This window comes from Flavobacterium sp. UMI-01 (genome assembly GCF_019656315.1).
GTDB lineage: Bacteria > Bacteroidota > Bacteroidia > Flavobacteriales > Flavobacteriaceae > Flavobacterium.
The window spans coordinates 163629-187020 of record NZ_BPLU01000008.1 but is presented as its reverse complement, the minus strand read 5'-3'; the positions used below and the strand labels follow the sequence as shown (position 1 = coordinate 187020).

Here is a 23392-nt window from a genome sequence, read left to right as displayed (position 1 = left end):
AATTAATTACAAATGAAATCCATTTTATTACGGGAAATTAAATCCTTCTTTGGTTCACCAATAGGTTATTTAGTCATTGCACTTTTCTTGATTCTCAACGGGTTATTCCTTTGGGTTTTTAATGGTGAATACAACATCCTTAATTCAGGATTTGCGGATATGAGTCCGTTTTTCACTTTGGCTCCCTGGATTTTTATTTTTTTAATTCCCGCCATAACCATGCGTAGTTTTTCGGATGAAAAAAAACAAGGTACATTAGAATTGCTTTTGACAAAACCTTTGTCCTTATGGCAGATTGTTTGCGGAAAGTTTCTTGGAGCCTTTCTATTAATTGTCATAGCAATTATACCAACATTTATCTATGTCTTGATTATTTCTAACCTTGGACAACCTGAAGGAAATATCGACATGGGAAGTACATGGGGTTCCTATTTTGGATTGTTATTTTTAATGGCAGGCTATACCGCTATCGGAATTTTCACTTCTTCTTTATCTGACAACCAAATCGTAGCCTTTTTAATCGCAGTATTCCTCTGTTTTATTTTTTATTTTGGATTCGAAAGCTTCTCTTCTGTATTGCCTGTGTTTTCAAATTTTATAGCTGCATTAGGAATGGAAGCACATTTTAAGAGTATGAGCAGAGGAGTTCTTGATACCCGAGATATCATTTATTTTTTGAGTGTTACAATTGCCTTTCTTTCATTTACAGTTAACAAACTTAAATCCGTTCAATGGTAATGGGAAATTCTTTTTATAAAAACAGCAAATCAGTTCTATTAATCTTACTTGTATTATTTGTTTTAAATGGTATTAGTAGCTATTTTTTCCTTCGATTGGATTTGACCAAGGACAAACGATATACCTTGTCCCCTACATCACTTGAAATCCTTAGTAAAGTTCACGAACCTTTATATGTTAAAATTTATCTTGAAGGCGATTTACCTCCTGAATTCAAACGTTTGCAACAAGAAACCAAACAGTTATTAGAAGAATTTCAAGCCTATAATAAAAACGTTTCATTTGAATTCATCAATCCACTTGAGAATGAGGAATCCAGCATGGACAACATCAAACAACTTTATACAAAAGGACTCACACCTGTAAACATTACTGTTGATGACAAAGGAAAACAATCACAAGCGATTGCTTTTCCTTGGGCGATTGCCTATTACAAAAACAAAGAAGTCAATATCCCATTGTTAAAAAATATTATGGGGGCATCAACCACTGATAAAGTTATTGGTTCGGTACAGCATTTAGAATACTCCATAGCAGATGCTTTTCATAAAGCAACAACAAAAAAACAAAAGAAAATTGCAGTAATCAAAGGGAATGACGAACTGCAAGACATTTATATTGCTAAATTTTTACTTCAAATAAGAGAAAGTTACCACATAGGCCCTTTCACACTGGATTCGGTTGCTAATAGCCCTAACCGCACCCTCGACGCATTAAAGGAATATGATTTAGCTATCATTGCAAAACCTACTGAAACATTTTCGGATGCCGAAAAACAAGTTTTGGATCAATACATTGTAAATGGTGGAAAAAGCTTATGGCTAATTGATCAAGTAACAGCCGAAATGGATAGCCTATACAATCCAGCAGGAGCAACCTTAGCTTTTCCTAAAGATTTAGGACTTAATGACATGTTCTTTAAATATGGTTTTAGAATCAACCCTGACATTATCAAAGACGAACAAGGAAGTCCTATAAAACTTGCTACTGGCGAACAAGGAAGCGCAACACAATACCAAGATTTCAATTGGAAATTTGCTCCAATTGTATATCCTGAAAGTCAACATCCGATTGTAAAAAATTTAGGTGGAATTAAATTTGATTTTGCCAATCCAATTGACACCTTAAAAAACGGAATAAAAAAGACTATTTTATTACAATCCTCCCAGTATTCAAAAAAAATTGGTACGCCGGTCGAAATCAGCCTTGATATTGTTACCGAAGAAACAAGCCCCAATCATTACATTAATACTGGTTACAAAAGCTTGAGTGTTTTACTGGAAGGTAATTTTAAATCAGTGTTCGAAAACCGCATTCTTCCTTTTGAACAAAAAGATTTTAAATCCTCAGGAAATATTAACAAAATGATTGTTATTGCTGATGGAGATATCGTCAAAAATCAACTGGACAAAAATGGAGAACCCGTCGAATTAGGTTTTGATCAGCGCTCTGGAAATTTGTACGACAATAAAGATTTCATGCTAAATTGTGTAAATTACCTTTTGGATGACAGCGGACTTATTAACATTCGCTCCAAAGATTTGGATTTGCCTTTGCTTGACAAAGAAAAAGTATATGAAAACTACACACAAACACAAGTCCTAACTATAGGACTACCATTATTAGCATTAGGTTTTTTCGGATTTCTGTTCACCTATCTTCGAAAAAAGAAATACAGCAAATAGTGTTAATAAATAATTTTCAATACTAATTTAGATTACGATATATTTGTAAAATGTATTCTATTTTCAATACAGTTTAAAGCCATACAGACTTCAAAAAATAAAACATAACAGATGAAATTTATAGTATCGAGTTCGTACTTATTAAAACAATTACAAGTTTTAGGAAGTGTTATTAATAGTAGTAATACATTACCTATTTTAGACAACTTTCTTTTTGAATTAGACCAAAATGAATTAACCGTTTCTGCATCGGATTTAGAAACAACCATGTCTGCAACATTAGCCATTGATTCAACCAGCCAAGGAAGTGTTGCCGTACCAGCTAAATTGCTTTTAGAGATTCTTAAAACGTTCCCTGAGCAACCTTTAACTTTCACTGTAGAAGAAAACAGCACAATTGAAATTAGTTCTAACTCGGGTAAATACGCACTTGCTTATGCACCAGGGCAAGAATTTCCAAAATCAGTTAATTTAGACGAACCTTCTGTTACACTTGTTCCTGCAGAAGTATTAGCTACAGCAATTAGCAAAACCATTTTTGCTGCTGGGAATGACGATTTAAGACCTGTAATGTCGGGAGTGTTTTTTCAATTTTCACCAGAAGGGTTGATTTTTGTAGCCACTGATGCTCATAAATTAGTAAAATATGCACGCACGGATGTAAAAGCTTCTGAGGTTGCTGATTTTATTATGCCCAAAAAACCGTTGAATATTTTAAAAAATATACTTTCAACATCGGATGCAGAAGTTAAAATTGAATATAACGACTCCAATGCCACTTTTACATTTGACAATTACAATTTGATGTGTCGCTTAATCGATGGGAAATATCCAAATTATGAAGCGGTGATTCCAAAAGAAAATCCAAACAAATTGATGATTGACCGTTCTCAATTTTTAAGTTCTGTACGTCGTGTGGCTATTTTTTCAAACAAAACTACTCACCAAATACGTTTAAAAATTGCAGGCGCTGAGTTGAACGTTTCAGCCGAAGATATCGATTATTCAAATAAAGCCGAAGAAAGGCTAACTTGTGATTATCAAGGCGATGATATGCAAATTGGTTTTAATTCTCGTTTCTTAACTGAAATGCTAACGAATCTACAATCTGATATGATTATGCTCGAAATGTCTTTACCTAACAGAGCTGGAATATTAACACCTGTAGATGGTTTAGAGGAAGGTGAAACAGTTACAATGTTGGTGATGCCAGTAATGCTAAATAGTTAATTTAACTTATAATTAATATTAATTTAATATTTTATTGTATTTTATTTTGAAGGTATAATAATTATACCTATTATTGTAAAACAAATGCGCTATTAACCAACCATTTTTTATATTTTAAAAAACCGCTATTTCCTAAGGGATAAGCGGTTTTTTTTTATTCTATAATTTTCTAAAACTTTTATTCGGTTATCATTTTCATGAATTCTATCTCGGAAATGATGGGGATATTCAATTTTGAAGCTTTTTCTAATTTTGCAGGTCCCATATTGTCTCCAGCCACTACATAATCTGTTTTAGCCGAAATAGAACTCCCTACTTTGCCGCCGTTGTCTTCGATGGCTTTTTTCAATTCATCACGTGAAAATTGTGTAAACACACCTGACACAACAAATGTTTTTGCAGTTAAAATTTCTGTTGCATTAAGATTTACTTTTTCTTCCAATTCAAATTGGATTCCATAACTTTTTAAACGTTCAATAATCACACGGTTCTCTTGATTTTCAAAAAAGTCAACCACACTTTGTGCAATACGCTCCCCTATTTCGTCCACCAACACCAAATCCATTAAACTAGCTTGCGACAAAGCATCTATATTTTTATAATGCTTAGCTAACTTTTTAGCCACCGTTTCACCTACAAAACGAATCCCTAAAGCATACAAAACACGCTCAAAAGGAATTTTTTTAGACGCTGCTACACCCTTTATTAAATTCTCAGCTGATTTCTGAGCCATACGCTCGAGTGGTAAAATTTGCTCTACAGTTAGCTCATATAAATCTGCATAATTGTGAACTAAATCATTATTAAACAACAAAGCCACCGTTTCACCACCTAAACCTTCTATATCCATGGCTTTACGTGAAATATAGTGTTGAATTCGACCTACAATCTGTGGAGGACAGCCGTAAAAGTTAGGACAATAATGATTGGCCTCTCCTTCATTTCTAATCAATTCTGTTTGACATTCAGGACAATCTGTAATATAATGTGTAGGTTCAGAATGTTGGGGTCTTTTACTGAAATCTACCGCTATAATCTTAGGAATAATTTCTCCTCCTTTTTCAACAAAAACAGTATCCCCAATACGAATGTCTAATTTTTCAATTTGATCAGCATTGTGCAATGAAGCTCTTTTTACAATGGTACCTGCTAATTGCACAGGTTCTAAATTAGCAACTGGAGTGATTGCCCCCGTTCTTCCTACTTGGTACGAAATTGAATTTAATGTCGTAGCTACTTGTTCTGACTTGAATTTATATGCCATCGCCCAACGTGGGGATTTAGCCGTATAACCTAATTCCTCTTGGTACTGAATCGCATTCACCTTAATCACAACCCCATCAGTTTCATACGGCAATTCATGACGATGCACATCCCAATAATTGATGAACTCAAAAACACCATCCAAACTAGATACCAATGCAGCAGCCTCAGGAACTTTAAATCCCCATTCCCTTGCCGCTTGCAATCCTTCAAATTGATTAGCGAAAGGCAAATTGTCACCCACAATTGAATAGAGAAGACATTCCAGAGGTCGTTTTGCTACTTCGGCACTATCCTGTAATTTCAAACTTCCTGAAGCTGTATTACGTGGATTCGAATAAGGTGTCTCTCCTATTTCTATTAATTCTTGGTTCATTTTTTCAAATCCTTTAAATGGCAGAATGATTTCACCTCGAATAGCAAACTTAGCAGGGTAATTTCCTTTTAGTTGTAACGGAATCGATTTGATGGTTTTAATATTATTAGTCACATCATCACCTTGAAAACCATCTCCACGGGTCACAGCGCGCACCAGAGAGCCATTTTCATAAGTAATACTAATCGAAGCGCCATCATATTTTAATTCACAAGTATATTGCAAAGGCACTTCACCTAAAACTTTTTGAATGCGTTTCTCCCAATCCAACAAATCTTCAATGGAATATGAATTATCCAATGAATACATACGCTGTTCATGGGCTATGGTATCAAAATTTTTAGTTATCATTCCACCCACTCGTTGAGTAGGAGAATTGGAGTCAAAATATTGTGGGTATTGATGTTCTAAATCTTGTAGTTCTTTTAATTTCGAATCAAAATCATAATCAGAGATGGTAGGATTGTCCAACACATAATAATTATAATTATGTTGATTTAATTCTTCACGCAACAACAGTATTTTTGGTAAGATATCCATAAAAAAATTGGCTATTTTAGTATTACATTTAGTGTACTAAAATAACCAATTAAAAAGAAATATTACCAATATTACGATTCAATAATCGTATTAATTTGTTTATACAATTGACCGTCACTTAAAAATGCACCTTGTTGAATTAAAGCAAACAAAGAACTGTTTCTATCTTCTGAAAATTCTTTTTTTCCTACTTTCATTTCAATTGAATCCGTAAACATATTATCACTTAACCATTGCAAACCTTCTTTGGTTAAAAAATCTACTTCAGGATGTAATGATTTTAAAACAATTGAATTTATATAAGTATCAAAAGATTGAAAAAGAAAAATATGGTTTTTTGAAAAATGTTCTAAATATTCAGCACGAGTTAATACTCCTTCCCATATTAAATCCGAAAAAACATCCAATTCTTGTTCAGCCACTTCGGGTTTATTTTCTTTGATACTATCCCATTCAGCTTTATCAATAGATTGAGAAGCTAAAAAATTAGTGAATTCTTGTGTCAATTCTTCAAATTGTTCTTTTGTTAATCTTGCGTATTTCATTTTAAATTAAGGAATTTTGATTTAGGATTTATTTGGCAAATAATTATTTAAAGGTGATAAAACGAGAACACGAATATGATAACTTAAACCCAAAATCCAAAAAAGTTTTATAAAAAAAAATCCCGATTTTCATCGGGATTCTCTATATCTAAATTCAAGCTAAATTATTCAGCTATTACTTCGTAAGGTAATTCAATAATTACATCTCTGTGTAAACGAACAGTAGCAGTATATTTACCAGTACGTTTAATAATTCCAGAAGTAATGAATTTTCTATCAATTTCTTGACCACCTTTTGCTAAAGCTTCAGCGATGTCAATATTTGTGATTGAACCAAATAATTTTTCACCTCCTGCTTTTGCAGCGATTTTAATTTCGATGGCTTTTAAAGCTTCAGCTAATGCTTGAGCATCAGCAATTACTTTAGCTTCTTTGTGTGCTCTTTGTTTTAGGTTTTCAGCCAATACTTTCTTTGCGGAAGCAGTTGCTAATTGAGCAAATCCTTGTGGAATTAAATAATTACGACCATATCCTGCTTTTACAGTTACGATATCATCTTTAAATCCTAAATTTTGAACGTCTTGTTTTAAAATAAGTTCCATGTTGTTGTCCTTTGTTATAGAAGTTAGCCCGCCGTGGCGAGGCAACAACTGTTAATTTTTAATTATTTTAGTAAATCAGCCACATACGGCATTAAAGCTAAGTGACGTGCTCTCTTAACAGCTACAGACACTTTTCTTTGGTATTTCAATGAAGTACCAGTTAAACGACGAGGTAAAATTTTACCTTGCTCGTTAACAAATTTCAATAAGAAATCAGCATCTTTATAATCGATGTATTTGATTCCTGATTTTTTGAAACGACAGTATTTTTTAGTTTTGTTCGTTTCTATATTCAAAGGAGTAAGATATCTGATATCTCCGTCTTTTTTTCCTGAAGCAGATTGTTGTAAAGTTGCCATAATAATTAAGCTTTTTGAGATTTAAGTTTCGCTCTTCTTCTTTCAGCCCAAGAGATAGCATGTTTGTCTAAACTTACAGTTAAGAAACGCATTACTCTTTCGTCACGTCTAAATTCAGTTTCAAAAGCAATTAATACTTCTGGAGCTACTTTGAATTCGAATAAATGGTAAAAACCACTTTTTTTGTTTTGGATTTCGTAAGCCATCTTTTTTAGACCCCAATCCTCTTTGGCTACCATTTCAGCTCCTCTACTAGTAAGAAAATCTTCAAATTTGCTTACTGTTTCCTTTACCTGAACATCAGATAAAACGGGATTTAAAATGAAAACAGTTTCATAATGATTCATATTGTGTATGTATTTGTTAAAATTGGGTGCAAAAATAATTATTTTAATTCACTACACAAGTAAAAAGAAAAATAATTCGTTGAAATGCACAAAACACCGTTTAAAAGCAAAAAAAAACGATTAAAATTAGTTTTATATGAAAAAACATCTTATTTTTACCGAACCAAATCTTTAAAAAAAATAATTATGAAACTAAATTGTGTAGTTGTTGACGATAGCTCCATACAGCGGATGATTATAGCAAAGTTAGTTAATAATCACCCTAACTTACACTTAGTAGGTGATTTTTCTAATGCTATAGAGGCCAAAAGCTGTATGTCTATACATAATGTGGACTTGATCTTCCTAGATATAGAAATGCCCGTTATTAGCGGTTTTGATTTCTTAGATGGTTTAAAAACCAAACCTCAAATTATTTTCGTTACGTCAAAAGCAGAATATGCCATGAAGGCATTTGATTACGATGCTACCGATTATTTGCAAAAACCTATTGCACTTGATCGTTTTAATGCTTCAGTAAAAAGAGCGGTTGACCAATACCTATACAAACACGATAATAAAGATGATGATGGCGAACATATTTTTATCAAAAGCAATCTCAAAAAATTAAAAGTGTACACTTCTAAAATTAAATGGATTGAAGCTTTTGGTGATTATGTACGGGTGGTAACGGAGGATGATAGCAATCTTGTTCTTTCAACTATGAAAGCCTTTGAAGCTGATTTACCAGGAAACCGTTTTGTTAGAGTTCATAAATCCTACATTATAAACATTGACAAAGTAGAACGTTTCAATAGTAAATTTGCAGAAATTGGACCAACAAAAATTCCGTTAAGCAGAAATAAAAAAGAAGACCTCGTAAGAGCGCTCTCTATTGAATAATCAATAAAAATCAACATTTACTATTGCCTTAATTGCTTTATATTGAGGTACCGAATCAAAACTATTCAAAATCTTTTGAATAGTTTTTTTTGTGCCATTAAGAGAAGCTTCTTGTGGAATTTTAATCATTATTGTGCGAATGTATTCATTTCGAATGCGATTGATAGCAGGCTCTTCTGGACCTAGAACGGGAAGCTTAAGATTTTGCACCAGCACATTATACAACCACATTGCTCCTTCATTTAATTTATTGTAATCTCTTTGTTTTAAAGTCAATTTTATCAATCTAAAATAAGGCGGATAATAATAAATTTTTCTGTCGTACAGTTGTTCTTTGTACATCCCATTATAATCGTTCCTTGTGACTTGTTGAATAGTATTATGATTAGGATTGTAGGTTTGAATGACTACTTTCCCTTGCTTCAATGTCCTACCTGCTCTACCAGCCACCTGAGTCATCATTTGAAAACTTCTTTCAAAAGCTCTAAAATCAGGATGATACAACATATTATCTGCATTCATTATCCCCACCAAACTCACATTATCAAAATCCAAACCTTTGGCTAGCATTTGGGTTCCTACCAGAATATCTATTTCTTTGTTTTTGAAACTATCTAAAATTTTTTCAAAACCAAACTTCCCACGAGTTGTATCTTGATCCATACGACCTATATTATGATTGGGAAAAAGGTGCAACAGCTCCTGTTGAATCTGTTCTGTGCCAAAACCTTTGGTCGTTAAATCAATACTTGAACAGTTATGGCAATTGCTAGGTTTTGCAATCGAATAACCACAATAATTGCAACGCAATTGTTTTTTATGTTTATGATAAGTCAAACTCACGTCGCATTGTTGACATTGCGGAATATGGCCACAAGTCATACACTCTAATAATGGAGAATAACCTCTTCTATTTTGAAACAAAATGACTTGCTCTCCTAAAGCCACGGCATGGGCAATTCGCTCGATAAGTAAATCACTAAAATGCCCCGACATCCTTTTGCGAAAGTATTTATCTTTTAAATCCACCAATTCAATTTCAGGCATTTTTACCTTACCGTACCGTTCTTTGAGTGTCACCAATCCATATTTACCTGATTGTGTATTATAATAAGTTTCAAGACTTGGCGTAGCCGAACCCAACAAAACTTTCGCTTGACATAGATTTGCTAATACAATTGCAGCATCGCGAGCGTGGTATCTTGGCGCAGGATCCATTTGCTTGAAAGTTTGCTCATGTTCCTCATCCACAATAATCAAACCTAGATTTTGAAAAGGCAAAAACAACGAAGAACGAGAACCTATTACAATTTGTGCATTTTCCGCTTGATGCAATACCTGATTCCAAACCTCTACCCGCTCATTATTGTTGTATTTTGAATTAAAAACAGCGACTTTGTTTCCAAAATACTCTCTCAGCCTTGTAACCTGTTGGGTACTCAATGCTATCTCGGGAAGTAAATACAACACTTGTTGACCAATTGAAAGGTGTTTTTCAATTAATTTAATATAGATTTCCGTTTTTCCGCTTGAAGTTACTCCATGTAATAAACAAACATCTTTTGAATCAAAGTTATCTTCTACTTCTTGAAATGCCTTTTGTTGTGCTTCACTCAAAACAATAAATTCCTCTGAAGATTGTCCTATAAATTGTATTCTATCCTCTTGAACATAATACGCTTCAAAAACTTCTTTTTCAATCAAGGCTTTAAGAATGGCCGAAGTAGTTTTAGCAGCTTCAATTAATTTTTTTACGGCGATTGGCTTTTTTTCAAGGGCACTGAGCTGAAAATAAGTCAATACTATTTCTTTTTGTTTTGTGGCATTTTTCAACAATTCCAATAGGATTCCTAACCCCTCATCTGAATTGTATTTGGAATGCAAACGGATATAACGAACCAATTTAGGTTTGTAACTTTCTTGGAGCTCTTCTTCAATCATGATGATGTTTTTATCAATCATTTTTTGAATAATTGGGAAAACAGTTTTTTTATTTAATATCGAACTGATTTCTTGTATTTTAAGAGAAGATTGTAACTGTAAAGCTTGATACACTAAATATTCTTCGTCGGTCAAAAGACTATCATCTATAAAAACGCCTTGTTTTTGAAGAACTTGAGTTTCACTTTCTAACAAAAAAGCCGAAGGCATTGCCGCTCGATACACATCCCCAATGGCACACATATAATAAGTTGAAATCCATTGCCAATGTGCAATTTGAAAATCAGTAACTAGAGGTTTATCGTCTAAAATCTGATGAATTTCTTTAGCTTCGTATAAATGGGGTTGATTTTGATGTAATGCTATAACTAGAGCGGTATAAATTTTATTTTTTCCAAAGGGAACAGCTAATCGCATTCCTTTTTTTATATACTGATATTCCGTTTCCGAAACACTATAGGTAAATGTTTTAGCTAACGAAAGCGGCATTATAACTTCAACAAAAAAAGGCATCTAGAAAATTTTATAGGTTAAGAGTACAAAAATAACTTACGAAATTAATGTTCTTAAGTTTCTTTTGCATTATCTCTTTTTAATTTATTTATGGTGGCATTCAATTCGAACCCTAGCAATAATACCATACAATTTATCCAAATGTAAAACATCACTATTAATAATGTTCCTATTGAGCCATATAATTCATTGTATTTAGAAAAATGCACCACCCATATCCCAAAAACGTAGGAGATAACAATGGTTAATATAGTAGTAAATACTGAAGCTACCGATATAAAGGCGCCTTTGTAATTATGTTTGGTTCCAAATTTAAAAAGTATCGAAGTGGTAATTAAAATCATCAATATCAAAAAAGCATAGCGTCCCATAATGATAAAAGGAATACTATCACTAAGTACATCCTGAATCGCCTTAAGTTGTATTACAACTTCAAAAACAACGATAATAGCCACGGTCAAAATCAATAAAAAAGACAAAAACAAGGACATTCCTAAGGCTACCAAATATTGCTGAAAAAAGCCTCTCTTGACCAACACATGTGATGATTTTTCAAAACCACCCAATATGGCATTCAATCCATTGGCCATCAAAAAAATAGACAGAAAAAAACCCGTTGACAACAAACCCGAATGACTATTATTCAAGATATCATCAATAATGTTTTCGATAGCAGAATAAGTATTGGGTGGCACTCCGTCCGCTACAAACTCTAAAAAATCTTGTTGAAATCCCTCAATTGGAATATATGGAATAAGGTTTAAAATAAACAAAGCAAAAGGGAATAAAGCCATAAAAAAACTAAATGCAATCGAACCAGCACGGTTTGAAAATGCTCCCTCAGTCAACCCCAGACCATATAACTCTAATAAATCATACAAAGTAAGCCCTTCCAGCCTTGGAAGTTTTACTTTTTTTAATCCCCTTGCTACTTTTCCAAGTAAAGGAACCCGATTGATTATTTCTTCAATTTCTGCTGACATTCAATTGGTGATTTATTACCTGAATTTCTATTAAAATGCTTTCAAACTTAAATCCATATTGTAAATAGAATGGGTTAAAGCTCCCGAAGAGATGTAATTTACGCCACATTCAGCATATTTCCTAATAGTTTCTTCATTGATATTCCCCGAAGATTCTGTCAAACATTGGTTTCCAATCAAAGCTACTGCCTCTTTTGTCATTTCGTAATCAAAATTATCTAACAAAATTCGGAACACACCCCCACTTGCAATAATCTCTTTTACTTCATTCAAATCCCTTGCTTCCACAATTATTTTCAAATCCAGGTTATTCGCTTGAAGATACTCTTTTGTTTTGGCAATTGCCAAGGATATTCCTCCTGCAAAATCAATATGATTGTCTTTCAACATAACCATATCGTACAAAGCAAAACGGTGATTTTCTCCACCACCAATTTTAACAGCCCATTTTTCGGCCACTCTAAAACTAGGCGTTGTTTTACGAGTATCTAATATCTTTGTATTTGTTCCTTCTAACAATTGCACATATTGATTTGTTTTGGTTGCAATAGCCGACATTCTTTGCATCGAATTTAAAACCAAACGTTCCGCTTTTAAAATCGATTGCGAACTCCCCGTAACATGAAAAACTACATCGCCAAAACGCACCTTTGCTCCATCTTCAATAAACGTTTCTACTTCCAAATTGGCGTCCACATATTCAAAAATCATTTTAGCGAACGCTACGCCAGCAATAATTCCTTCATCTTTTACTAAAAGTTTTGCCTTTCCTTGGGCATCAGCTGGAATACAAGCCAAAGAACTATGATCTCCATCACCTACATCTTCACGAATGGCATTAGCAATTAACAATTGTAATTCGGCTTGAAATTGAGTTTCTGATATCATTATTGTAGTCTAAAATTTATATCTGCTAAATTAGAATATTTTTATGGATTAGAAAATGACAAATCGGGCTACTCTTTTTATCGTTCCTAAATCTATATTGTTTCTATATTCACATGTTAAATCACATTGTTTTTTTAATTGATTACACAAAAAAAACTTGAAAAAATAATTATAACAAACTAAAAAACAACAAAACACAAACTAAAACACAGACCACATCTACTTAAAGGTTATCAGTTAAACTTCATTCATATCTTAGTAAGGATGGTGCTATTTCAAAACTATTTCTATCTTTGAAAATGAATTTCAATTTAAATTTTTATCATGCAACAACACCTACATTGGGATATCCTTTTACACAACCATGTCGCTAAAAATGATTTTATCAACCAACTTCTATCTGGAACATCTGAAGGAGCACTTGCCAATTTTAATACAAAAAAAGGAATATTATTCTCCGATGTAGCCATTGAAAAATTTATTGAAAGAGAATTTCAATACGAATCCATTGAAGCCGCTCCCGAAACTAATCGGCAATTGCGAACTTTTTCATCTGGAGAACGTAAAAAAGAATTTTTAAAATATTGTATCAAACAACACCCTGATTTCATTATTTTGGATAATCCGCTTGACCATTTGGACCAAAATTCTCGCCATGAGTTACAGCACCAACTCGAAATTTTAGCTCACGATATTGTTTTAATTCAACTCGTAAATCGTCATAGTGACCTATTGCCATTTATACAAAATAAGAGAGAAATAAATGATAATTCTTTTCAACTTAACCCCTTAACGAAAGCACCTGAAATAGAAGCTTTCGCTCTAAAAAACATCCCCAAAACAATAGATTATGTTGAGTATTTGGAGCCCGTTTTAATTCAAATGAAAGATTTGAGTGTTAATTACAACGGCTCACCTGTCTTAAACAATATTAATTGGACTATCAAAAAAGGGGAATTCTGGCAACTCATAGGTCCAAATGGCTCAGGGAAAAGCACTATTTTATCATTAATAACCGGAGACAACCCTAAAGGTTATGGCCAAGAATTATATTTGTTTGGAAAAAAGAAAGGTAGTGGCGAAAGTATTTGGGATATCAAAAAAAACATTGGACAGTTTTCGACAGCCATGATTGATTTATTTGAAAAAAAACACACTGTGGAACAAATGATTCTTTCAGGTTTTTTTGATTCTATAGGCCTTTATAAACTTCCTAGTAGTTTACAAATCAAAGCGATGAACGAATGGTTGGACTTCATAGATATGAATCATTTAAGAAAAACTCCCTTTGTGCGTCTTTCCACAGGACAACAACGCGTCATTATGATTATTAGAGCCGTGCTTAAACACCCACCTTTATTAATATTAGATGAACCCACAGAAGGGTTAGACGATGAAAATGTAGCCTTAGTCACTCAACTCATCTCAGAGCTATCAAAAAAAACAAACATCACCATCATTTTTGTTTCTCACAGGATTGAAAAACTTTTGAAACCCAATGCTATTTTTGAATTAATACCAAATATAACGGGTTCAATTGGTCAAATACGAACTTTAGATTAACAGCTAAAGACAATTTTAACACGAAGTATACTAAGACTTACGTAAGGGAAAGCAAAAGTTTTAAAAATGAACAAATTAAGTAAATTTAACATCTAGTGTTTACTAAAACTATTGATAATGAACATTAGCATACTTTGCAGTTTAAGTGAACACCCATTCGAACAATCAAAATAACGTAGCACTCTTGCGCTTAATTCATATTTGCTCAAGTTTCCTATCTTTGTTTTTTTGAAACCTTAACTATGAATATCAAACTCATTGCCATTGGCAAAACCGATAATAAAGCACTACAAACGTTAATAGATGACTATACGAAGAGGTTATCGTTTTACATCAAATTTGATTTAGAAATTATACCTGATATTAAAAACGTCAAAAACTTATCCGAAAGCCAACAGAAAGAAAAAGAAGGAGAATTAATTTTATCAAAAATAGGTGCTACTGACCAATTGGTACTTTTGGATGAAAATGGCAAAAATTTTTCTAGTTTAGGATTTGCTCAAGAATTACAAAAGAAAATGAATTCAGGAATCAAAACATTGGTTTTTGTAATTGGAGGTCCCTACGGATTTTCAGATGCTGTATATTCCAAAGCCAAAAGTAAAATTTCGCTCTCACAAATGACCTTTTCACACCAAATGGTTCGATTGTTTTTTATTGAACAAGTGTATCGAGGTTTTACCATTTTAAGAAATGAACCCTATCACCATCAATAAAACAAAATACCTTCTTTCTAAAAAAAACTTAAAATAGTATTAATCAATATTTTACATCAAAAAAAAGTCATTCTTTGCTATTTTTTCGTTACATTTATAGTATCCATTTTTCTTCAGGATTTAATGTTTTAAACAATTATTTACTAACCTCAAAAATGAACTTTTATGAAACGTATTTCAAAGATGATTTTTGTTTTAATTGTACTGGTTTGTTTTTCATCCTGTGATAAAGATGATGATACAACCGACAATAACAAGATTACATTCAAAGCAGTTTTAAACGGAAGTAGCGAAGTCCCTTCAAACACTTCAACCGCAACTGGTACAGCTACATTGGTTTTTGACAATACCACTAAGATTTTCACTATCACTGTAACCTATACTGGTTTAACAGTTACTAATGCACACATTCATAAAGGTGCGGTAGGAGTTAGCGGAGCTCCAGTATTTGGTTTTAGCACTTTTGTTTCCCCCATCTACTATACAAGTATTGCTTTAACCACAGAACAAGAAGCAGATTTAAAAGCAAATCTCTATTATGTGAATTTACATAGTTCCGCGTATAGTGCTGGTGAAATCCGAGGACAATTAATCATGCAATAATAAAAAGAGGCCATTGAGCCTCTTTTCTATTATAGAATACTATTAAATTATACCGAAAAATTACTTGCTACTACTTTATTACAAAGTAGAATAGTTTCAACTGCTTCTTTCACATCGTGCACACGAAGTATTTTTGCACCTTTAGACAATGCAATTGTATTTAAAACTGTTGTTCCATTCAGGGCTTCTTCGGGTTTGTTTTTCAGAACTTTATAAATCATTGATTTTCGAGAAATACCTACCAACAAAGGCAAATCCAAAATTTCAAATAAATCAATTTTTTGAAGCAACTCATAATTTTGCTCTACCGTTTTAGCAAAACCAAAACCAGGATCAACCACTAAATCATTGATTCCAAGACTCCGCGCTTGATGAATACGCTCGGAAAAATAAAACAAAATTTCCTTAAGTAAATCTTCATAACTTGTCAATGATGACATTGTTTGAGGTGTACCTCGCATGTGCATCATGATATAAGGAACCTGATACTTTGCAATTGTTTCTAGCATCTTATCATCAAGTTTTCCAGCTGAAATATCATTAATTAATGCTGCTCCATTTTCGATGGCTATTGCTGCTACTTCGCTTCTAAAAGTATCCACTGAAACTAAGGTATCTGGGAATTTTTGCAAAATCAGTTTTATTACGGGAATAAGTCGGTTGATTTCTTCTGCCTCTGAAACAAATTCAGCGTTAGGCTTGCTTGAATACGCACCCACATCAATAAAAGTTGCTCCGTCTTTCAACATTTTTTCGACTTGAGAAAGTATTTCTGATTCATTCTTGTATTTCCCTCCATCAAAAAACGAATTAGGAGTAACATTTAAAATCCCCATCACCCTTGGCATTTCTAAATCGACTAATTGTCCTTTGCAGTTTATTGTCATGGTTTTGCTATTGATTTTTTACACGAATTTTACAAATTTAGACGAATAAGTAAGTCTTATTAAATTTCATTAACCTTCTTAAAATAAGACAAGCAACGTAAATCAAATTTATATCCCTTATAATTTGTTAGAATTCGTGGAATACACATCTTTCCCCCTTTTCGTCTGTTTCTCCCTCTTTCAATTCAAAAAAAAAGTTATTTTTGTGACAAATATACATCAATAATGAAGAATACTTCTCAAGAATATGATCACGTTATGGCAATTTGCCGCGAATTGTTTACCAAAAAAATGAAGGATTACGGAAGTGCCTGGCGGATTTTAAGACTACCCTCATTAACTGATCAAATTTTTATAAAAGCACAACGTATTCGTAGTTTACAAGAAAATGAAGTGCGTAAAATCAACGAAGATGAAACTGGTGAGTTTATAGGTATTATCAATTATTCCATTATGGCATTAATTCAATTAGAATTGGGCGTAGTTGATCAACCTGATTTGAATCTTGAAAAAGCGACTGAATTATATGATGCTAAAGCCTTACTTACCAAAGAATTAATGGAGGCTAAAAATCATGATTATGGAGAAGCTTGGCGTGATATGCGCGTTAGCTCGCTGACTGATTTAATTTTACAAAAACTTCTTAGGGTAAAACAAATTGAAGACAATAAAGGCAAAACATTGGTTTCAGAAGGAATTGATGCCAACTACCAAGACATGATAAATTATGCGGTTTTTGCATTAATATTAATGGGATTTAAAAAATAATTTACTCCGAACATGAAGAACATACTTACACAATTCTCTAGATTATTTGTTGGAATTTTATTTATAATTTCAGGTTTAATAAAACTCAATGACCCTCTAGGTTTCTCTTATAAACTAGCTGAATATTTTAGTGAGCCTGTTTTCAATATGCCTTTTTTTACACCCTACGCACTAAGCATAGCATTATTTATTGTTATCCTTGAAGTTGTCTTGGGCGTGTTTTTACTCCTTGGTTATCAAACTAAATGGACCATTAGAATTTTGTTAGTAATGATTATCAAATTTTCATTCTTAACTTTCTATTCTGCTTATTATGATGTGGTAAAAGATTGTGGATGTTTTGGAGACGCATTACACCTAACACCCTGGGAATCTTTTACTAAAGATATTGTTCTTCTAATTTTCATATTGATTTTAGCCTTCAATTCTAAACTTATAAAACCATTATTCGGTCCCAAAACGCAATCAGTTTTAGCATTTGGTAGTTTTCTTGCTGCTGCATTTATGGGATATTGGGTATTAAATCATCTGCCTCTTATTGATTTCCGACCTTATAAAGTGGGAACCAATATTCAAAAGGGAATGGAAATCCCTGAAGGCGCTCCTAAATCAGTAGTCGAAATGATTTTTATTTACAATGTCAATGGTCAAAACAAAGAATTCACCGAAAATGACTTAATGAACCTCCCTGAAGGAGCTACTTTTGTTGACCGAAAAGACAAAATTATCAGCGAAGGCTACGTCCCTCCTATTCATGATTTTACAATGGAAAAAGAGGGAACCGATTACAAAGATGAATTGTTACAAGAGGCTAAATTATTGGTTTTTATCGCCTATGATTTGCCTAATGCTTCTGTTGATGGTTTAAAAAAATTGACTTCAATAACTAAAGTGGCTAAGCAAAAAGGCTATAAAGTTATTGGCATGACAGCCTCAACTCCTGAACAAATTACTACTACTCAACAAAAATATGCTTTCGACTTTGATTTTTATTTTTGTGATGCAACCACTTTGAAAACCATCGAAAGAGCCAATCCAAGTCTTATGATTCTTAACCAAGGCACGATTGTACAAAAAGTCCATTATAATGATAGCGCAGATTTAAGATTATAGTTTTATAAGCAATTCAACCTTGATTTTGAAATCTATTCAATAATAGGTTCAACTATTACGTTTTCATAATCAAAACAATAGATAATTATTGGTATTACTTAAAAAATTGCCTTAAAAATCAAATTTAATAAACATTTAATAGGGCGTTATTGCTACATTAATTATTTTAGCAAAAATTTAAAACCTTGCAAAAAACAACCACTCTTTTATCTTGTTTTTTAATCTTTATAGCTTGTTCCAATGCTTATAAAGAAAAAACGAATTTCTCTAAACAGGCATTAAAGGAAACCTTACTGCATCGAGAAGGAAATCAAGTTGCATTTGAACAGATTTTAAAGGAAAATAAAGGACAAATTACACTCATCGAAATTTGGGCCTCATGGTGTAGCGATTGTATAAAAGCGATGCCAAAACTAAAAGAATTACAAAAAACGCATCCTGAAATAAATTACGTATTTATCTCAATGGACAAATCCAAAGAAGCATGGATTAACGGAATTGAAAAGCACCAATTGAACGGAAACCACTATATGGCCAACGATCAAATGAAAGGTAAATTCGCAAAAGCCATAGACCTCGACTGGATACCTCGTTACATCATTGTAGATAAGACAGGAAAAATAGCTTTGTATCGTGCTATAGAAACCGATTTTGAAAAAATAAACCAAACCATTACTGAACTAAAATAAAAAAACAAATCAAAAAAATGAGAAAGAAAATTGTAGCTGGAAACTGGAAAATGCACAAAAACGCAGCTCAAACTGCCGAATTATTAAATGAATTAACTGCAAAATTACCTGCAACAACAACTGCACAAGTGATTGTTGCTCCTACATTCGTAAACTTAGCAGCAGCAGTAAACCAATTAAAAGGCACACCTATAACTGTAGCCGCTCAAAATGTACACCAAGCAGAAGGTGGAGCATTCACAGGAGAAATCACAGCTGACATGTTAACTAGTGTAGGTGTACAAACTGTAATTTTAGGACATTCAGAGCGTAGAGCTATTTTTCACGAAAGCGACGCACTAATTGCCGATAAAGTAAATACAGCTTTAAAACACGATATGACAGTAATTTTTTGTTTTGGAGAAGAATTGAAAGACCGTCAAAACAAACAACACTTCAACGTAGTAGAGAATCAATTACGTGATGGTTTATTTCAAATCGAAAAAGCATCTTGGTCAAAAATTGTTTTAGCATACGAGCCTGTTTGGGCTATTGGTACAGGCGAAACAGCTTCTCCTGAGCAAGCACAAGAAATGCACGAATTTATTAGAGAAACTATTCGTAAATCTTATGGAGCTGAAATTGCTGATGAAGTAACTATCCTTTATGGTGGAAGTGTAAAACCGGACAACGCAGTGGAGATTTTCTCAAAACCAGATGTTGATGGTGGTCTTATTGGAGGGGCTGCTTTAAAAGCAGATGACTTCTTAGCTATTGTAAATGCTATCTAAATATAAGATAAAACCAAATTGCTTCAAGCGGTAAAGTAAATTTTACCGCTTTTTTTATATTTATGATATTTCAAAATAGAGAAATACTACCTTTGCAAAAAAATAAAAAATGTCAAATATTTATATAGGATACCATTTTACCATTGAACCAAAAGAATTAGGTTCTGAAATTTTAATTGCTGAATTAGGTGAAACGGCTTTTGAAAGTTTTACAGAAACAGAAACAGGAATTTCTGCCTTTGTGCAAAAAGACTTGTGGGACGAAATGATTTTGAATGATATCCAAATTTTACAATCGGAAGCGTTCAAAATTGACTATACTTATGAAGAAATTGAACAAGTAAACTGGAACGAAGAGTGGGAAAAGAATTTTGAACCTATTGATGTTGATGGGAAATGCCATGTTCGAGCACCTTTTCATCCAAAAACAGATGCTGAATTTGATATTGTCATTGAACCAAAAATGAGTTTTGGAACTGGTCATCACGAAACCACTCACATGATGATCCAACATTTATTAGAAATGAATGTTGAGGGATTAAAAACATTAGACATGGGATGTGGTACCGCAATATTAGCTATATTAGCTGAAATGAAAGGCGCTCAACCTATCGATGCTATTGATATTGACAACTGGTGCTATTTGAACTCAATCGAGAATGCCGAACGTAACAACTGCAAACGCATTTCCGTTTACGAAGGTGATGCAGCCTTATTAAATGGTAAAAAATACGATTTAATTATTGCTAATATCAATCGAAATATTTTGTTGAACGACATGCAAACCTATGTTGCTTGTTTGAACCCAAAAGGAATCCTACTATTAAGCGGTTTTTACAACGAAGACATTCCGTTTATTGATGCCTCTTGCGTCGAAAACGGATTAACTTATGTTAAAAAATTCGAAAGAAATAACTGGGTATCATTAAAATACGTAAATTAGAGTTACCTTTTTTATTAATTAATAAGTACCTAAAAAAATAACAAATGAGTACTAAAGAAAAAATAAGAGAACGTGTTAGTCTAAAGGAAGTACTTTCTTTACATAATGAAATTGTAGTATATAATGATGACGTGAATACGTTTGATCATGTAATTGACACCTTAATCAGGGTATGTGATCATACCCCTGAACAAGCTGAACAATGTTCGCTTATTGTACATTACAATGGAAAATGCACAGTAAAAACAGGTCCTTTAGACAAACTTAAACCACAATGCTTGCAATTACTTGATGCAGGCATCAGTGCTGAAATTATTTAGACTACACTTTCGTTATAAAAAAGCATTTTCAAGAAATTGAAAATGCTTTTTTATTTTAGATGACACCCATTTTTTTCATTAAGAAAGAAGCGCTCTTATTTTGACAAACTCCATCTCTCAATTTGTAATCAAAATGAAGGTCATTATTGACAATTGCAACTTCAAAACATTTATTGATTAATTTATCCGGATATTTTGCAGTTGTTAAACACACCTCTATATCGTGTGTTGCAATCGCACCAACTGCATTGTTGGCAATCATTTTTTGAACCACCTCAATCGTACCATTGCGCTTATCATCGGAGTTGGTACCTCTCAAAATCTCATCTAATAGTACAAAAGCAGGTCTTTTTTCGAGTGCATCCATAATAAGTTTTAAACGCTTGATTTCGGCATAAAAATACGACTCACTGTCTGATAATGAATCCGACAAACGCATCGATACCAATATAGGTAAGGGATGAACATGTGCTCTTGTAGCGCAAACCACCGCACCTGTTCCTGCCAAAACCATATTTATACCCAAAGACCGTAAAAAAGTACTTTTCCCAGACATATTAGACCCTGTCAATATCATAAAGGATTCAGGATAAAAAGCAACATTATTCCCTATTCTAGATTTTACAGGAAGTAAAGGATGACCCAGGTTTTCAAAATCTATTTTGGAATCTGTATTTAATTGAGGATATACAAAATCCGGGTTATTGAATGCGAAATTTGCCATACTATTCAAAAATTCAACTTCACCTATCACATCCAACCATTTTTTGACCGCAAATGCATGTGCTTTTTTCCATTGAATCAAATGTTTTAAAACATGGATATTAAACAAAAAAGTACCATTAAACAATACTGCGGTAACCAAATTAGCAATCGTGTCATTTTTAGAAAACAAAGCTGATAATGCCTTTAGATGCACACTGGCTGTTGAAGACTCAAATCGTAATTTTGTTTGCAAATCAATTAATTTGGAAGACGTAAAGGATGTTTTCTCGATTTTTTCTAACAACAATCCATAATGACCAATCACTTTGTCAATGTCATCCGAATTGGCAATTTCAAATTTAATTCGTTTTAAAAAAACACCCAAAACAATCAAATTCAGTACAAACAAATACGACAAAATATTTAAAAACAAAAGATTCGAAGTTGTCCAATACCCAAACAACACACTTATAAATACCAACGGACTCCCATAAGAAAATGCCACTGCCCACTTAGGTAAAGCATTACTATTGAATGTAGTCCATTGCAACAAAGCGTTATAGGATGATGCTGTATCATTAGTGATTTTGGCAAAAGCATAAAATTCTTGACGCCAATCCACCATTGGTGTTAATTCTTGTATAGCTTCTTGATTTTTGATAATCTCTTCTAGAGGTGATGTATTCAATAATTTTTGGGCTACTGTTTTTTTTCCAACAAAAGTGGCTGAACGATTCAAATTTTGAAACAAAGAATGTTCACCGAAAATATCCAAATCATACGCATACGGATGATGAAAATCGATATATTCAAGCCCGCTTTCAAACGGAAGTTTGTTTTTTTCTAAAAAATCAATTTCATCTGAATTAATTTGAAAAAGCGCCTCTTTAATTTTTTTCTCAAAAAGCAATTTAGAATGCATACGCATCAAAATCACAAAACCAATGAAAAAAGCAAATGCACTACCTGCAAAAACCAACTCATTATTTTGAATGTACTTATAAATCGAAAGCACTACCAATAGAATAAATACTAAACGAAACATACTTACGGAATTGTATCTTTTGTTTAATGCTTTTAATTCGTTGCTTACTGCTTCCTTTTTTGAATGATAGATTTTCATGACTAATTTGAATAAAAAACAAATATAACATTTCAGTGATGCCAAATGAATTCTTTGTAAAACATTTAAGAAATTCCAGACTTATTGAACCAAGTATTAATTCACAAAAAAATCTCACTAATGAAAACTCTGAAAGAAAAATAGTATAAATTATTTCATCAAAAAAAACTACCAATATTGATTTTGAATTTAAAAATCTGCATGATTTTTGTTGTTTTTCAACTTTTGATTTAACCCTGACTATCGAAACTAAAGATTAATATTGGAATTAAAATTTTCGACTTGTTTTTTGGTTATTCA

Annotated in this window: 23 protein-coding genes; 13 read left to right on the top strand and 10 right to left on the bottom strand. The window is 32.8% G+C overall.

The features are described from left to right. Positions 1 to 12 precede the first annotated feature (12 nt). From gldF to dnaN, 3 genes are all read left to right on the top strand, one after another. Positions 13 to 738 (top strand): gliding motility-associated ABC transporter permease subunit GldF, encoded by a 726-nt coding sequence (gene gldF / locus K5R64_RS05155; RefSeq protein WP_220761551.1) that lies wholly within the window; start codon positions 13 to 15, stop codon positions 736 to 738. After that, positions 738 to 2423 (top strand): gliding motility-associated ABC transporter substrate-binding protein GldG, encoded by a 1686-nt coding sequence (gene gldG / locus K5R64_RS05150; protein WP_220761548.1) that lies wholly within the window; start codon positions 738 to 740, stop codon positions 2421 to 2423. The genes gldF and gldG overlap by 1 nt, the downstream gene beginning before the upstream one ends. 111 nt (positions 2424 to 2534) lie before the next feature. Then, positions 2535 to 3653, top strand: a complete 1119-nt coding sequence (gene dnaN, locus K5R64_RS05145; RefSeq protein WP_220761546.1) for a DNA polymerase III subunit beta — start codon at positions 2535 to 2537, stop codon at positions 3651 to 3653. Between the two features lie 178 nt (positions 3654 to 3831). On the opposite strand, the gene ligA is transcribed toward dnaN, so the two are convergent. From ligA to rpsF, 5 genes are all read right to left on the bottom strand, one after another. Then, entirely contained in the window at positions 3832 to 5832 is a 2001-nt protein-coding gene (gene ligA / locus K5R64_RS05140; protein ID WP_220761544.1) for an NAD-dependent DNA ligase LigA, read from the bottom strand. A gap of 71 nt (positions 5833 to 5903) precedes the next feature. Beyond that, positions 5904 to 6377 (bottom strand): DUF6495 family protein, encoded by a 474-nt coding sequence (locus K5R64_RS05135; RefSeq protein WP_220761542.1) that lies wholly within the window; start codon positions 6375 to 6377, stop codon positions 5904 to 5906. A 164-nt stretch (positions 6378 to 6541) separates the two neighbouring features. Beyond that, the gene (gene rplI / locus K5R64_RS05130; RefSeq protein ID WP_220761539.1) at positions 6542 to 6979 is read right to left on the bottom strand and encodes a 50S ribosomal protein L9; all 438 of its coding nucleotides are present in this window, start codon (positions 6977 to 6979) and stop codon (positions 6542 to 6544) included. Between the two features lie 62 nt (positions 6980 to 7041). After that, entirely contained in the window at positions 7042 to 7338 is a 297-nt protein-coding gene (rpsR, locus tag K5R64_RS05125) for a 30S ribosomal protein S18 (protein WP_007138295.1), read from the bottom strand. A gap of 5 nt (positions 7339 to 7343) precedes the next feature. Beyond that, positions 7344 to 7685: a 30S ribosomal protein S6 gene (rpsF, locus tag K5R64_RS05120; protein WP_026715038.1), complete on the bottom strand. Its 342-nt coding sequence runs from the start codon at positions 7683 to 7685 to the stop codon at positions 7344 to 7346. Between the two features lie 186 nt (positions 7686 to 7871). Between rpsF and K5R64_RS05115 the strand changes: the two genes are divergently transcribed. Beyond that, positions 7872 to 8567 (top strand): LytTR family DNA-binding domain-containing protein, encoded by a 696-nt coding sequence (locus tag K5R64_RS05115; RefSeq protein ID WP_220761537.1) that lies wholly within the window; start codon positions 7872 to 7874, stop codon positions 8565 to 8567. On the opposite strand, the gene priA is transcribed toward K5R64_RS05115, so the two are convergent. Genes priA through nadC form a run of 3 tightly spaced genes read right to left on the bottom strand, consistent with a single transcriptional unit; the run spans position 8568 to position 12892 of the window. Next, entirely contained in the window at positions 8568 to 11021 is a 2454-nt protein-coding gene (gene priA, locus K5R64_RS05110; RefSeq protein WP_220761535.1) for a primosomal protein N', read from the bottom strand. 53 nt (positions 11022 to 11074) lie between these two features. Continuing rightward, positions 11075 to 12004 carry a YihY/virulence factor BrkB family protein gene (locus tag K5R64_RS05105; protein ID WP_220761533.1) on the bottom strand — a complete coding sequence of 310 codons (930 nt, stop codon included), beginning with the start codon at positions 12002 to 12004 and terminating at the stop codon, positions 11075 to 11077. A 30-nt stretch (positions 12005 to 12034) separates the two neighbouring features. Beyond that, positions 12035 to 12892, bottom strand: a complete 858-nt coding sequence (gene nadC, locus K5R64_RS05100; RefSeq protein ID WP_220761532.1) for a carboxylating nicotinate-nucleotide diphosphorylase — start codon at positions 12890 to 12892, stop codon at positions 12035 to 12037. A 324-nt stretch (positions 12893 to 13216) separates the two neighbouring features. Between nadC and K5R64_RS05095 the strand changes: the two genes are divergently transcribed. From K5R64_RS05095 to K5R64_RS05085, 3 genes are all read left to right on the top strand, one after another. Then, entirely contained in the window at positions 13217 to 14455 is a 1239-nt protein-coding gene (locus tag K5R64_RS05095; protein WP_220761530.1) for an ATP-binding cassette domain-containing protein, read from the top strand. Positions 14456 to 14697: 242 nt separating this feature from the next. Continuing rightward, on the top strand, positions 14698 to 15171 hold the full coding sequence (gene rlmH / locus K5R64_RS05090) for a 23S rRNA (pseudouridine(1915)-N(3))-methyltransferase RlmH (protein WP_220761529.1): 474 nt from the start codon (positions 14698 to 14700) through the stop codon (positions 15169 to 15171). Between the two features lie 165 nt (positions 15172 to 15336). Then, positions 15337 to 15774 (top strand): CHRD domain-containing protein, encoded by a 438-nt coding sequence (locus K5R64_RS05085; protein ID WP_220761528.1) that lies wholly within the window; start codon positions 15337 to 15339, stop codon positions 15772 to 15774. A gap of 47 nt (positions 15775 to 15821) precedes the next feature. On the opposite strand, the gene folP is transcribed toward K5R64_RS05085, so the two are convergent. Then, positions 15822 to 16661 (bottom strand): dihydropteroate synthase, encoded by an 840-nt coding sequence (folP, locus tag K5R64_RS05080; protein WP_220761527.1) that lies wholly within the window; start codon positions 16659 to 16661, stop codon positions 15822 to 15824. Positions 16662 to 16886: 225 nt separating this feature from the next. Between folP and K5R64_RS05075 the strand changes: the two genes are divergently transcribed. The 6 genes from K5R64_RS05075 (at position 16887) to K5R64_RS05050 (ending at position 21264) form a co-directional block, all read left to right on the top strand. After that, the gene (locus K5R64_RS05075) at positions 16887 to 17429 is read left to right on the top strand and encodes a DUF1599 domain-containing protein (protein WP_220761526.1); all 543 of its coding nucleotides are present in this window, start codon (positions 16887 to 16889) and stop codon (positions 17427 to 17429) included. A gap of 12 nt (positions 17430 to 17441) precedes the next feature. Then, entirely contained in the window at positions 17442 to 18542 is a 1101-nt protein-coding gene (locus K5R64_RS05070) for a BT_3928 family protein (RefSeq protein WP_220761525.1), read from the top strand. A gap of 185 nt (positions 18543 to 18727) precedes the next feature. Then, on the top strand, positions 18728 to 19231 hold the full coding sequence (locus tag K5R64_RS05065; RefSeq protein WP_220761523.1) for a TlpA disulfide reductase family protein: 504 nt from the start codon (positions 18728 to 18730) through the stop codon (positions 19229 to 19231). A gap of 17 nt (positions 19232 to 19248) precedes the next feature. Then, complete coding sequence (gene tpiA / locus K5R64_RS05060; protein WP_220761521.1) at positions 19249 to 20001, top strand: triose-phosphate isomerase; 753 nt, start codon at positions 19249 to 19251, stop codon at positions 19999 to 20001. Positions 20002 to 20110: 109 nt separating this feature from the next. Next, on the top strand, positions 20111 to 20944 hold the full coding sequence (gene prmA / locus K5R64_RS05055; protein ID WP_220761519.1) for a 50S ribosomal protein L11 methyltransferase: 834 nt from the start codon (positions 20111 to 20113) through the stop codon (positions 20942 to 20944). Between the two features lie 44 nt (positions 20945 to 20988). Next, complete coding sequence (locus K5R64_RS05050) at positions 20989 to 21264, top strand: ATP-dependent Clp protease adaptor ClpS (protein WP_220761518.1); 276 nt, start codon at positions 20989 to 20991, stop codon at positions 21262 to 21264. Between the two features lie 55 nt (positions 21265 to 21319). Here K5R64_RS05050 and K5R64_RS05045 read toward each other — a convergent pair whose 3' ends face one another. Further along, complete coding sequence (locus tag K5R64_RS05045; RefSeq protein WP_220761517.1) at positions 21320 to 23092, bottom strand: DNA mismatch repair protein; 1773 nt, start codon at positions 23090 to 23092, stop codon at positions 21320 to 21322. Between the last annotated feature and the right edge of the window lie 300 nt (positions 23093 to 23392).